Consider the following 13,969-nt stretch of genomic DNA (forward strand, 5'->3'; position numbering starts at 1 on the left):
GGAGGGGCCAATGATGGAAACGCAAAAATCGATCCGTTTGGAACCGGCGGTTTCCGGTCCCGGTCTGCAGCTCGGCCGCAAGCTGGGGTACGGGCTGCTATATATCGTGCTCGTCCTTGTGGCGGCGCTGCAAATTTTGCCGCTGATCTGGCTGCTGTTCTTTTCGCTGAAAAACAATCAGGAAGTTTTCAACATGCCGCCTTTCTCCATTCCGGCGCATCCCCGCTGGGAGAACTACGAAAAGGTATGGACCCAAGGCAATATCAGCGTTTATTTCCTGAACAGCGTATGGATCACCGCCGTATCGCTCGTCTTGACCGTAATACTGGCGAGCTTCGTCACCTTTGCCATCACCCGCATGAAATGGAAAGGGAGCTCGTTTGTTCTCGGTTTATTTATGGTCGGGATGATGATTCCCGTACACTCGACGCTGATTCCGCTGTTTAGCCTGTTTTTGAAAGTCGGCTTGACGGACCATCCGCTGTCGGTCATCCTGTCCTATGCCGCGTTTAACCTGCCGATCACGATTATGATTTTGCTCGGATTTTATTACGCGCTGCCGAAGGAAGTGGAGGAGGCCGCCATTATGGACGGCTGCTCGATCCATCGGATGTTCTTCCGGATCATCCTGCCGATGACCGCTTCGGTGCTGTCGACGACGGCGATCATCAACATGATCTACAATTGGAACGAATTTATTTTCGTCAACACTTTCATCAGCTCGGATCACTTCAAAACGCTGACGGTCGGCGTCCAGAACTTCATCGGCCAGTATACGACCGATTGGGGCGCGATCGGCGCGACGCTGATGATCAGCATTTTGCCGATTCTGCTCGCCTTCTTCATCATGAGCAACCGCATTGTGGAAGGCATCGCCGCCGGATCGGTCAAAGGCTGAAATGAAATATTCATTGCTTTACCGCGATAATGCAAAATAAGAGAATCTGGGAGCAAACGGGAGTATGTTTATGCCCGGCCGGCAAGTGGGCGCTTTCATGACCCTTCACGCTGCCATCCCCGGTCATATCGGGAGCGAACCGGTTTTTCAGCCCGGCCCCAAAACTTTTATACTTATAAGGATTGTACGGATAAAGTATAAATAGAGGAGTGGGCAGCTTGAGTAATGGGGACGCGTTTGAGCGCCGCAGCGAATTGTTGAAAAGACGGATCGGCCGGATGATTTGCAGGGAGAACCAGTACGGATTGGGGCGTCAGGACGCCCTTCTGCTGCAGCGGTTTATTAAGGAGCTGCATCAAAACGAGCAGGAACGGAATGCGAAAGCGGGCAGCTAAGAGAAAGAGTGAAAATTCTCATATAGAGCGGACACGATATGTTAAATACCCCTTATTTTTTTAAGGGGTATTTTTTATGTACGCCCAGCATGGGCGTCATCTATAGGGTGAAAGTCCCGAGCGGGGGCTGGCGAGCGCCTACCGCTAGCCAAGGGCAAGGGTGTCCATCGCGAGGTGGAATCTGAAGGAAGCCGGAGGCAAAAGCACGGGCCAAGGTACACAAACTGGATTTGAGGCAGGATGAACCGGATGAGCTGCCATAACACAGCGAAATCCAAAGCCGCCAAGGATCACTCCTGTAAACTCCAGTGGTCGTGGGCGGAAAGATGACGTTCTTATCTGGGGAGGCCTGCGGGAGAAAAAAAAAATGCGAAGTCACTTCGTAACCGCAACCGAGAGGCTGCGCTGAACCCGCAGGAGTCAGCAGAGGCCATAGTACGCAAGTACGGGACGCCGGAAAGCGGAAGGGCCGAACCGAAAGGAGAGAGGAAACCGATGCGTTCGCGTGAAGAGCAAAGACAGCCGAATATCCCAAAAGGGAGCTGCCAACAAAGAGAAGCGGTGAAGCCGTCAGGGTATGTTGGAGCGCCGAGTTCTTCATCGGCACAAATCGATCCTTCCTCTCACGAGGCAAGTAACGACTTGTTGGAGCGAATGCTCGAAGGGGAGAACCTCAGGCTCGCCTATAAGCGAGTGGTACAAAACGGAGGTGCCCCCGGTGTAGACCGAGTAACGGTAGCGGGGCTACAGGCTTACCTGAACACACGCTGGGAAACGGTGAAAGATGAACTCCTAACGGGAACGTACAGACCGATACCTGTCAGACGGGTGAAAATCCCCAAACCCGGAGGCGGTGTAAGGCTGCTCGGTATCCCGACCGTGATGGACCGCTTCCTCCAACAAGCACTTCTGCAAGTGATGAACCCGATTTTCGATGCCCCCTTCTCTTGGTACAGCTACGGCTTTAGACCGGGGAAGAGAGCACACGATGCCGTGAAGCAAGCCCAGCGATATATCCAAAGCGGTCTGCGATGGGTCGTAGATATGGATTTGGAAAAGTTCTTTGACCGGGTGAACCACGACATTCTCATGGCAAGAGTGGCAAGGAGAGTGACAGACAAGCGAGTCTTGAAGCTGATTCGGGCCTACTTGGAAGCCGGAATGATGGAAGGTGGCATCTGCCAGAAGACGGACGAGGGAACTCCGCAAGGCGGTCCGCTAAGTCCGCTTCTGGCAAACATCTTACTCGATGATTTGGATAAAGAACTGACAAAGAGGGGGCTGCGGTTTGTTCGTTACGCGGACGACTGCAACATCTTTGTAGCGAGCAGGCGAGCAGGTGAACGAGTCATGGAATCGGTCACACGATTTGTGGAAGGAAAGTTGAAACTGAAAGTGAATCGGGACAAAAGTGCAGTGGACAGGCCATGGAACCGGAAGTTTCTTGGCTTTAGTTTCCTGTCGAATAAACAGGCGACGATTCGATTGGCTCCCAAGACAATCTCTCGATTTAAAGAGAAGATCCGGGAGTTGACAAACCGTACCCAATCAGTCTCCATGGAGGAACGTATATCTAGACTGAACCGTTACCTCATGGGATGGATTGGATATTTCCGAATCGCATCGGCGAAGAGCCACTGTGAAAGATTCGACCAGTGGATTCGAAGAAGACTTCGAATGTGCCTATGGAAACAATGGAAGCGGGTACGCACCCGAATTCGTGAACTTCGGGCACTCGGAGTCCCAGAATGGGCCTGCTATGTTATGGCAAACTCCCGCCGGGGTGCATGGGAAATGTCTCGAAACACAAATAACGCCCTTCCGACTTCCTACTGGGAAGTGAAAGGGCTGAAGAGTTTGCTTTCTCGTTACCTGGAGCTTTGTTAACCTTTTGGAACCGCCGTATGCGGACCCGCATGTACGGTGGTGTGAGAGGACGGGGGTTAGTCACCCTCTCCTACTCGATTTTGAATACCCTAAATTTTATATATGGATATGTCGAAATACGTAGTATAATGGCGAAAATATCACAAAAGGAGATACCGCTAACATGAAAACTTTCCGCATGAACGCTTTACGCCCCAAATTTCTTTTAATTTGTCTTTTGCTATTGGCCGTTCCCTCCCTTTTGCTTGGCTTCCTGGCTTTTAACATCTCCAAGCAGCAGTTGGATGCGTCGGGCCGGGCGCAGCTGAAACACAGCGTTAATTTGAGCATCGCCATGATCAACAACTTGGACAAAGAGGTCAAAGCGGGACATTTAACGCTTGAGCAAGCGCAGGATATGTTTCGCGAAGAGATTCTCGGGCCCAAAGGCTCCGACAACAAACGGCCGATTAACCCAAAATACGTGGTCGGTCAAAGCGGGTACTTGTATGCGGTCGACAAAAATGGCGTTTCCGTAATGAATCCCGCCAACGAAGGGTCGGATTTGAATACGGTCGTGACCAAAGACGGCGTTCATATGGGCAAGACGCTTACTGAACTTGGCGCGAAAGGCGGGGGTTTTTTTACATACATATGGAACAATCCATTATCCGGCCATGACGAAGCTAAGATTTCGTATGTGGAAATGGACGAAAACTGGGGGTGGATTGTAGGTTCGGGGGCTTATATGAGCGAGTTTAATCAGGGAGCCAACGAGGTGCTTCGGGTTCTGATCATTACCCTGGCCATCTCTATGGTCATCGGCGCGGCCGCCGCATGGTTGTTCGTCAGCTCGATCGTGAAACCGATCTCCGTCATGGCCGGTCAAGTGGAAAAGGTATCCAACGGCGATTTAACGATGGAGCCGCTGGTTGTCAAAAATAAAGACGAAGTCGGAAGACTGGCGCAGGGTTTCAACACGATGACCGCCAACCTCAGGGAACTGATTCGCCATGTGTCGAACAGCTCCGGGCAGGTGGCGACTTCATCCGAAGAATTAAACGCAAGCGCGCAGCAAACCTCCAAAGCCACCGAACAAATCGCGCTTTCCGCCCAGGAAGTCGCGGTCGGAGCGGAACAGCAGGTCAAAACCGCAAATGACGCCAATGAAGTCGTAAGCGAAATATCAAAAGGCATGGAGCAGGTCGCCTATTCGATCCAGGCGGTTGCCGAGGCGGCAGTAAGCGCAAATCAGGAAACGATGAAGGGTAATGAAGTGATTCAGCAAACGGTGGAACAAATGAGTGTGGTACATGACCGGGTTGAAGCTACATCCCATGTGATTCACTCTTTAGGCGAGAAATCGAGCGAGATCGGGGAGGTTGTATCCCTCATTACGGAAATCGCGAACCAAACCAATCTGCTTGCCTTAAACGCGGCCATTGAGGCGGCCAGAGCCGGGGAAGACGGCAAGGGATTCGCCGTGGTGGCCAATGAAGTCCGTAAATTGGCCGGGCAATCATCCGCAGCCACCGAAAAGATACGGGCCATTATTCAGGACATTCAGAATGAAACGCGCGATGCGGTTACGGCTATCCAAGAGGGGACGCAAGCTGTGGACGAAGGGATGAAACGGGCGCAGCAGACCGGGAACAGCTTCAGAACCATCACCAAAATGATCGAGGAAGTATCCTCCCAGTCCCAGGAAGTTTCCGCCATCGTGCAGGAAGTAAGCGCCTCTTCCCAAAACATGGTGGCGATGATCGAAGCCGTAGCGCTGATCTCCGAACAATCCGCAGGGAACTCTCAGAGTACGGCGGCGGCTTCCGAAGAGCAGCTGGCGTCGATGGAAGAGATCACGGCTTCCGCGACCACTTTAGCCACCATGGCGGAAGAGCTGCAGAGTTTGGTCGCTAAATTCAAAGTCTAATTTTTGTGTGATGGAAATGATGAAGGGCACGCGCCAATCCGAATGGCGCGTGCTTTTTTGTTTGCCGTGCATCGGCTAAGTGACGTATCCCCTACAACCTTGCAAAATAGCGGCACTTTATGTACTTATTGTCCGAATGCAGGCATGTACCTCCACATTAACGGCATTTTTTGCCCTTATTTTTCCACGAACGGTCCAGCAGACCGGGATTTTCTTGCGACGGGGAGAAATAACGGCATAAAATGCCTCTATTTCACTCAAAATGGGTGGGATCACCGAAATAGCGGCTATTGTTGTCCTTATGTTTACGGTCGGAAAAATAATTTTTGCGTTGACATGTAAGCGCTTTTAAAATACAATAAAAACGTATTAGCAATACGTTTTAGCAAAACGATTTAGCTTCGCTTTGCTAACGTGTCCGGCGGATTTCATTGCTCTCGTCTTCAAGGGCCATGTACAATGGAGATTAGGCTGTTTGTTTTTTCCAAGAATATGAACGGGGTGTTATAGTCATGGCCAGTATTAAAGAAATCGCCAAACTTGCCAATGTATCGCAAGGGACGGCCTCGATGGTCCTGAACGGCAAAGGGGACAAATACCGGATATCCGCCGCAACCCAGCGGAAAATACTTGAAGCCGCCAAACAGCTCAACTATCAGCCGAACATCTCGGCGCGCCGTTTGCGCAGCGGGGGAGAGACGGTCCTGCCGATCATTGCGCTGTTCTGGACGCTCGACACCCGCGCCGCTTTGGTCGGGCGGTTTTTGAAGGGACTGCAGCATGCGATGAGTGAGCTGGAAGACGAATACGAGCTGCTCATTCACCCTTACGTGGGCACGAAGCTGAGCGAAGTCCAGAGCCTCGTGACCGGCACGCGGTTCAATGGGGCGATCATCGCCAACTCGACGGAGGAGGACGATGAATTTCTGGAGGCGGCGGACTTGAACGTGCCGGTGGTGCTGTACCAGCGGGATTCCGGCAAATATGCCTCCGTCAGCGTGGACAGCTTCAAAAGCGGCGGGATGGTGGCCGAGCTGCTGCATAGCCGCGGACACCGCAAGGTGGGGCTGATCGTTCCGGACGTTTCCTCCAGGGCGATCCGGCTGCGCGAGGAAGGCTTTATGGCCAAAGCCGCGGAGCTTGGGTTGGACGTCGGCGAAGCGTGGATCGTTTACGAGGACTTTTCGGAACAGGGCGGTTACGAGGCCGTTAAACGCCTAAAGCCGGAGGGCGGGGGGTGGCCGTCGGCGATATTCGCCCTCAGCGACCAGATGGCCGTCGGAGCGTTGAAGGCGCTGGACGAATGCGGCGTGAAGGTGCCCGAAGAACTGGAGATCATCGGTTACGATAACGATGAAGTGACGAACTACACCGTACCGACGTTATCGACGGTTCATCTGCCGGTGGAGGACATGGCCGGCGAGTGCCTGAAGCTGCTGATCGAGATGATGCGGTACCAGACCAACGTAAAGGCCGCCAAAAAGATGGATACGCGGATCGTTACGCGCAAATCCTGCGGCGGGCCGAGCAACTAAGCAAAATTTGTGCCCGAGGCAACACCGGGGGGCGGCCCAAAGCTTCTCCCCGTTAATAAATAAAAGTTGCAAGCTTATTTAAATCCGGTTCAGGAGGTGATCGGCGCATCAGCAACGGCATATAAGAAAGCGCTTACATTATCAAAAACGCTTAACTGCTCGGAATTAATCCTTCAAGGGGGATGAAAACACATGAAAATGAAGAGATGGTCCATGAGAGTGTTACTGGCAACAATGGCAATGGCTTTGACGCTGGCGGGATGCGCGTCCGACCCGAAGCCGCAGGGCGGGCAATCCGGAGCGGGCGGCACGTCTTCTACCGGGAGTGGAGACACCGTCAATATCGACTTCTGGGGCGGATGGACGGGGCCCGATCTCAACACGATGCAGGCGCTGGTCGAAGTGTTTAACCAGCAGCAGACGAAGATTCACGTGGAATTTACTTCCTTGCAGTGGACGCCGCTGTTCACCAAGTTTTTGACGGAAATGAAAGGCGGCAACCCGCCGGAGGTGCTCGTGATGCATCCGTTCGAGCTGGGGCAGTTCGTGGAGATGGGCGTCCTGGACAGCAAGCCGGTGGCGTCGGTGGGAATGGATGAGGCGAATTACTCCGGCTTTGCCTGGGGAGGCACGAAGTATAAAGGCGAGCAATACGCCGTACCGCTGGACGTCCATATGCACGGCCTTTATTACAACAAAGAGCTTTTGGAAAAAGCAGGCATAAGCGAAGCGCCGAAAACCGGGGAAGAACTGATCGCCGCGGCGCAAAAGCTAACCGTGGACAACAATGGAAAACATGCGGGCGAGGACGGCTTTGACGAAAACAATGTCGTGCAGTACGGGCTGGGCTTCTCAATGAACCACCACGTATTTTATCAAATCTACGCCCTTCTGAACCAGCAGGGGAGCAACCCGTTTACCGAAGACATGGCCTCGGTGGACCTGGATGAAGAAAAAACCGCCAAAGCGATCGCTTTTCTTCAGGACCTCGTTTTCAAATATAAAGTTGTACCGAAGGGCGAGAAATCCCCGGTCGACGATTTCATGGGCGGCAAGGTTGCGATGTTCATCGACGGCCCGTGGCAGATGCCGAAGCTGGAAAGCTCCAACATCCAGTGGGCGAGCGCGCCTTATCCGCAGGTATTCGACCGGCCGGCCGCCTGGGGGGCGGCGGAAATCATGACCTTCCCGCTGCAGAAGGACGAAGATCCGGCCAAGCTGGAAGCGGCCGTGGAGTTTGTACGCTGGCTGGACAAAAATTCGGGCCAATGGGCCAAATCCGGACAGCTTCCGTCCAGCAACAACGGCATGAAAACGGCGGAGGGCATGGATGGACGGGAAGCATTCATAAACAGCCTGGACAACGCGGTGCTGCTGCCGGCGCATCCTAAAGCGGCGCAAATCTTCTCCAGCACGGCGCCGAGCCCGATTCTTACGGCGGCGCAGGACGCCGTTTTGAACAACAAGGATCCGCATGAAATCGCAAAACAGCTTAAGAAAGACATGGATAGCTTGCTGGCCGAATAGCGGCCGGCTGGAAAGGTTGTCGACTTTATGAAATCACAAGGAAAAGTCGCGGCGCTGTTTCTGTTGCCTTATTTGCTCGTTTTCCTGGTTTTCCGGTTTGGCCCGAGCGTGGCCGGGCTGTTTATCGGCTTCATGAAATGGAACATCGTGGGCGACGCGGAGTTTGCCGGTCTGAACAATTTCAGGAAGCTGCTGCATGATCCGATATTTTGGGTCTCGCTGAAAAATACGCTGCTGTTCCTGCTGCTGACGCTGCCGCCGCTGATTGTCTTCAGCCTGCTGGTCGCGGTGCTGCTTAACCAGAAGCTGCGGTTTCGAAACGCCGTAAGAACGATTTCGATCATCCCTTACGTGCTGATTCCCGCAGTGGTCGGCATCATCTGGAACTGGCTGTACGACAACAATTTCGGGATTCTGAATTACTATTTGAAAGCGGCGGGGCTCGGCCCCGTGGAATGGCTGACGAGCGAAAAATGGGCGCTGCTGTCGATCGCGATCGTGACGGTATGGTCGTTTCTCGGCTACAACATGATTTTGTATCTGGCCGGCCTTCAGGATATTTCCGCCGATCTGTACGAAGCGGCCAAGATCGACGGGGCGACGGGCGCGCAGGCTTTCATGCGGATTACGCTGCCGCTGCTGAAGCCGATCACCTCGATGGTCATTACGCTAACCTTGATCAATACGATCCAGATTTTTGACCAGATCTTCGTCATGACGAACGGCGGGCCGGGGACGGCCACGCTCACCCTGGTGCAGTATTTGTACGGTACGGCGTTCCAGAACTACAATCTTGGATACGGCTCCGTACTTGGCATGGCCACTTTGCTCATTTTGATCGTATTCGTGCAAATTCAATCCAGACTGCTGAAGCTGGAAGACTAGGGGGGACCTGTGACATGAAGCTCAAAATAACGCTGACATACCTCGTCATGGCGGTCATCGGGGCGGTATTCGTCTTTCCGCTGCTGTGGTCCCTCGTCTCCTCGTTGAAGCCGGAAGCCGAAATCATGAACTATCCGCCAAAATGGATCGCCGCCTTCACCTTCGTCAACTACAAGGCGGTGCTGGAGCAGTACCCCTTTACCGGCTGGATGGCGAACAGCGTGCTGATCACGGTGCTGTCGACGCTGTTCGTGCTGGCGCTGACGACGCCGGCGGCCTACGCTTTCGGACGGCTGAATTTTCGCGGCAAAAAATTGATGTTCACCCTGATCGTGTCCATGCTGCTCATTCCGATTCAGGCCTATATTGTACCGCTGTTCCTGCTCGTCTCCGAACTGAAGCTGCTGAACACGTTCGCCGCGCTGATTCTCGTGGCGGGAGCCAACGTAACGAGCGTGTACATTTTGACCAGCTTTTTCAAACGCATCCCCAACGAGCTTGAAGAGGCCGCCCGTATCGACGGGTGCAAAGATTTCGGCATCTTCGCCAAAATCATGCTGCCGCTGACCAAACCGGCCGTGTCCACGGTGACGATTCTGATGTTCATCTCCAATTGGAACAATTTCCTGTGGCCGATGATCGCGATCCGCGAGAACGCGCTGAAGCCGCTCACCGTAGGGATTGCGCAGTTTATGGGCGGAGCCAACTCCACCGCCCAGTTCCAGTACGGCACGTCGTTGGCCGCCGCCTGCATGGCGATTATCCCGTCGATCATCGTGTTTCTGTCCCTGCAGCGCTACTTCGTCGAAGGGATTACCAATTCGGGGATCAAAGGCTAGGTGAACGTGATGGAGAGGGGGCATGACATGTTTAAAAAAATCGAGAAAGAGCTCATCATGAACGGGGAAAAGCCGTTTGCCTGCTGTCACGCTTCGCATCTGGCCGTGCTTGAAGGCGGCGACGCGCTGGCGGTTTGGTTCGCGGGCAGCCGGGAGGGGGCGGACGACACCGCTATCTGGGGGGCGCGCAGAAGCGGCGGCGTTTGGTCGGAGCCCGGCAAGCTGGCGGACGAACCGGATGAGCCTTGCTGGAATCCGGTGCTGCTGGTTTTGGAGAGCGGCGAAATCATTCTGTTCTATAAAGCTGGCCGCTTGATTAAGGAGTGGCGGACGCTGTTCAAGCGCTCGGCTGACGGCGGGCGCACCTGGACCATGGCGGCCGAGCTGGTTCCGGGAGATCGCGGCGGGCGCGGACCGGTGCGCAACAAAGCGATCGTGCTGGCGGACGGGGCCTGGCTCGCGCCTGCTTCGACCGAGGACGGGCTGTGGCGCGCCTTCACCGACCGCTCGGACGATCGCGGCAGGAGCTGGCGCCGCAGCGGCTGGGTCGGCATCCCCGGCATCGGCGGGGAGGATGCCTGGCCGGCCGGCGGCATATCGGGGAGCGTCACCGCATCGGCATCCGGCAGTCTAGCTGGAAGCAGCGGCGCATCGGCGTTCGGGGCTGCAGCGGGGAACGGAGGCGTTCCTGCGGACTGCAGTGTTCCGGAAGGCGGCGTTGCTCCCGTGGACGACGTGCCGTTAAATGGCAGCGCTCCCGGGCACGGGGCCGCTTCAGCTATTGGCGGCGCCGCTCCGGCCAGCGACATTCCGGTATCGGAGCAGTCCTTCTACGGGCGGGGTGTGATTCAGCCGTCCCTGTGGGAATCCCGGCCCGGGGAGGCTCATATGCTGCTGCGCAGCACCGAAGGGCAAATCTACCGCAGCGATTCGCCGGACGGCGGGCTGACCTGGAGCGAAGCTTATCCGACCGGGCTGCCCAACAACAACAGCGGGCTGGACGTTGCCCGCCTTGACGACGGGACGCTGGTGCTGTGCAGCAATCCGGTCGGTGTCAACTGGGGTCCGCGAACGCCGCTGACGCTGGACATTTCGCGCGACAACGGGCTGACCTGGAGGCGCGAAGCGGTGCTGGAGGACGGGGAAGGCGAGTACTCCTATCCGGCGCTGATCGTTCATGGCGGCATCCTATACCTGACTTACACCTGGAACCGGGAGAACATTGCTTTTGTGCGGCTGCGGTGGAAATAACGGGGCTGGAGTCCGTTAGGATTGGCTTTACGATTCCGGAGGCAAAACATAATGACTAACGTGGAGGAACGCACATGAATAGGCAGAGTAATTCGCCCATGGCCGGCGGTGTCTGGCCGACGATGGTCACGCCATTTACGGCGGGCGGAGAAATCGACTACGAGGCGCAGGCGCGGGCTGTGGAATGGTATATCGCCCATGGCGTAAACGGGCTGTTTGCCGTATGCCAGTCCAGCGAGATGTTCCATTTGAGTTTGGAAGAGCGGGTGAAGCTGGCCGCGTTTATTAAGGAGAAGGCGGCTGGGCGCGTACCGGTCATCGCTTCGGGGCACATCTCCGACGATTTTGCCGAACAGGTCCGGGAACTGAACGCGATGGCCGGGACGGGCATCGACGCGCTTGTGCTCATTACCAACCGGCTGGCCCGGGAAGAGGAAGGGGACGACGTGTGGAGACGCAATCTGGAGCGGCTTCTGAAGGAGCTGCCGGAGCAAATTCCGCTCGGCTTCTACGAATGCCCCTATCCTTACAAACGGCTCATTTCGCCCGAACTGCTCCGCTGGAGCGCCGGCACCGGCCGTTTTTGCTTCCTGAAGGACACGAGCTGCGACACCGGCAATATCCGCTTTAAGCTGGAAGCTACCCGGGACAGCGGCTTGAAAATATACAACGCCAACACGGCCACCCTGCTGGAAACGCTGGAGCTTGGCGTACATGGCTACAGCGGGGTCATGGCCAATTTTCAACCGGACCTGTATGTATGGCTGCTGCAAAACTGGCGGGAACAGCCGGAGAAGGCCGATGAACTGACCGGTTTTCTAAGTATGACCTCGCTGATCGAGAAGCAGCTGTATCCGGTCAACGCCAAGTATTTTCTTATGCTGGAGGGCATTTTCGGCAATTATGGCTGCCGCGTCAAGGACCACCGGAGCTTCACGGAAACGAACCGCTTGGAAGTCCGCCAGCTTCGCGATTTATCGCGGCGTATCTCCGGGCAGCTTTCATTATAATGGGAGGGATAAACAACATGAGCTTACCTATCATAGTAAATCGTCTGGCGGGCGAAATGCCCAAAATCGGCATCCGCCCGGTTATCGACGGACGCCGGGGCGGCATCCGCGAGTCCCTGGAGGAGCCGACGATGAAGCTGGCCGAGGCCTGCGCCCGTCTGCTCACCGAAAAGCTGCGCCACGCCAACGGGCTGCCGGTGGAATGCGTCATCGCCGACACGACGATCGGCGGCGTGGGCGAAGCGGCCAAAACGGCGGAGAAGTTCCGGCGCGAGGGGGTCGGCCTGACGATCACGGTAACGCCCTCCTGGTGTTATCCGCTGGAGACGATCGACGAAGACCCGTGGATGCCGAAAGCGATCTGGGGCTTCAACGGCACGGAGCGTCCGGGAGCGGTGTATTTGGCCGCCGCGTTAGCCGCCCATAATCAGAAGGGTTTGCCCGCGTTCAGCATTTATGGGCGTGATGTGCAGGATATTGGAGACGATACCATTCCGGGCGACGTCCAGGACAAGCTGCTGCAGTTCGCCAAAGCGGGACTGGCGGTCGCGGCGATTCGCGGCAAATCGTATTTGTCGATGGGGAGCGTTTCGATGGGGATCGCTGGCTGCATCGTCGACGAGGGCTTTTTCCAGAACTACCTTGGCATGCGCAATGAGTACGTGGACATGACCGAGTTCATCCGCCGGATGGAGCGGGGCATTTACGACCGCGAGGAGTACGCCAAAGCGCTGGCCTGGACGAAAGCCAACTGCCGCGAGGGAGAGGACGTGAATCCCCCTGAACGGCAAAGATCGGCGGAGCAGAAAGAGCGGGATTGGGAGACCGTCGTGAAAATGGCCTTGATTGCCCGCGATTTGATGATCGGAAATCCAAAGCTCGCGGAGATGGGCTATGGCGAGGAAGCGATAGGCCATAACGCGATCGCCGCCGGATTTCAGGGGCAGCGGGCTTGGACCGACCATTTGCCGACCGGCGATTTCATGGAGGCGGTGCTGTGCAGCTCCTTCGACTGGAACGGCATCCGCGAACCGTTTGTGCTGGCGACCGAAAACGACAACCTGAACGCGGTTACGATGCTGCTGGGCCACCAGCTCAGCCAAAGCGCGCAAATCTTCGCGGATGTGCGGACTTACTGGAGTCCGGAGGCGGTGGAGCGCGTTACCGGGCAGCGGCTGACGGGCCGGGCGGCGGGCGGCGTGATTCACCTGATCAATTCCGGCCCGGCCGCGCTGGACGGCACCGGGGAACAGAGCTTGAACGGGCAGCCGGCGATGAAGCCGTTTTGGGAGATCGGCGAGCAGGAGGTTCAGCGTTGTCTAGACGCGGTAGCCTGGTGCCCGGCGAAGGACTTTTTCCCGTCGGGCGGATTTTCCACCGATTTCACTACGCGCGGCGGCATGTCGCTGACGATCGCCCGCATCAATCTGATCCGCGGGTTGGGACCGGTGCTGCAAATCGCCGAAGGTTATTCGGTGGAGCTGCCGCCGGAGGTGCACGAGAAGCTGGACCGCCGCTCCGACCCGACCTGGCCGACCACCTGGTTTGTCCCCAATTTGACCGGTTCCGGTCCGTTCCGCGACGTCTACGCGGTGATGAGCCATTGGGGCTCCAACCACTGCGCGGCCAGCTACGGGCATATCGGCTCGGAGTGGCTGACGCTTGCCGCCATGCTGCGGATTCCGGTCACCATGCACAACGTGCCCGAGGAGCGGATTTTCCGCCCGAGCGCCTGGGACGCCTTCGGCGCAAACGATCCGGTCGGCGCCGATTACCGGGCGTGCGCGGCGTTCGGCCCGCTGTACAAATAGAGAGGCGGAAAGGATGGAGATG

The 13,969-nt window shown here is 56.2% G+C and carries 11 protein-coding genes; all 11 read left to right on the forward strand.

The annotated features are described in order from the left end of the window. Nucleotides 1-13 precede the first annotated feature (13 nt). The 11 genes from NYE74_RS30710 (at nt 14) to NYE74_RS30760 (ending at nt 13,947) form a co-directional block, all read left to right on the forward strand. On the forward strand, nt 14-898 hold the full coding sequence (locus NYE74_RS30710) for a carbohydrate ABC transporter permease (protein ID WP_115311234.1): 885 nt from the start codon (nt 14-16) through the stop codon (nt 896-898). Between the two features lie 218 nt (nt 899-1,116). Continuing rightward, nucleotides 1,117-1,293, forward strand: coding sequence for a hypothetical protein (locus tag NYE74_RS30715; RefSeq protein ID WP_155621468.1), 177 nt, complete (start codon nt 1,117-1,119; stop codon nt 1,291-1,293). A 495-nt stretch (nt 1,294-1,788) separates the two neighbouring features. After that, complete coding sequence (gene ltrA, locus NYE74_RS30720; protein WP_036621729.1) at nt 1,789-3,180, forward strand: group II intron reverse transcriptase/maturase; 1,392 nt, start codon at nt 1,789-1,791, stop codon at nt 3,178-3,180. A gap of 163 nt (nt 3,181-3,343) precedes the next feature. Next, a complete protein-coding gene (locus NYE74_RS30725; RefSeq protein ID WP_036625378.1) occupies nt 3,344-5,089 on the forward strand; it encodes a methyl-accepting chemotaxis protein in 1,746 nt (581 codons plus the stop codon). Between the two features lie 512 nt (nt 5,090-5,601). Next, entirely contained in the window at nt 5,602-6,624 is a 1,023-nt protein-coding gene (locus NYE74_RS30730; RefSeq protein WP_036625373.1) for a LacI family DNA-binding transcriptional regulator, read from the forward strand. A gap of 192 nt (nt 6,625-6,816) precedes the next feature. After that, nucleotides 6,817-8,151 carry an extracellular solute-binding protein gene (locus tag NYE74_RS30735; protein WP_082207904.1) on the forward strand — a complete coding sequence of 445 codons (1,335 nt, stop codon included), beginning with the start codon at nt 6,817-6,819 and terminating at the stop codon, nt 8,149-8,151. A 27-nt stretch (nt 8,152-8,178) separates the two neighbouring features. After that, complete coding sequence (locus NYE74_RS30740) at nt 8,179-9,036, forward strand: carbohydrate ABC transporter permease (protein ID WP_036625370.1); 858 nt, start codon at nt 8,179-8,181, stop codon at nt 9,034-9,036. Nucleotides 9,037-9,050: 14 nt separating this feature from the next. Beyond that, nucleotides 9,051-9,875 (forward strand): carbohydrate ABC transporter permease, encoded by an 825-nt coding sequence (locus NYE74_RS30745; protein ID WP_036625367.1) that lies wholly within the window; start codon nt 9,051-9,053, stop codon nt 9,873-9,875. A gap of 27 nt (nt 9,876-9,902) precedes the next feature. After that, nucleotides 9,903-11,126, forward strand: coding sequence for a sialidase family protein (locus NYE74_RS30750; protein ID WP_341005490.1), 1,224 nt, complete (start codon nt 9,903-9,905; stop codon nt 11,124-11,126). 74 nt (nt 11,127-11,200) lie between these two features. Next, entirely contained in the window at nt 11,201-12,136 is a 936-nt protein-coding gene (locus tag NYE74_RS30755; protein ID WP_340926103.1) for a dihydrodipicolinate synthase family protein, read from the forward strand. Nucleotides 12,137-12,153: 17 nt separating this feature from the next. Next, on the forward strand, nt 12,154-13,947 hold the full coding sequence (locus tag NYE74_RS30760; RefSeq protein ID WP_340926104.1) for an L-fucose isomerase: 1,794 nt from the start codon (nt 12,154-12,156) through the stop codon (nt 13,945-13,947). Nucleotides 13,948-13,969 lie beyond the last annotated feature (22 nt).

Origin of the sequence: Paenibacillus sp. FSL P4-0127, assembly GCF_038007325.1 — a bacterium.
Taxonomy (GTDB): domain Bacteria; phylum Bacillota; class Bacilli; order Paenibacillales; family Paenibacillaceae; genus Fontibacillus; species Fontibacillus macerans.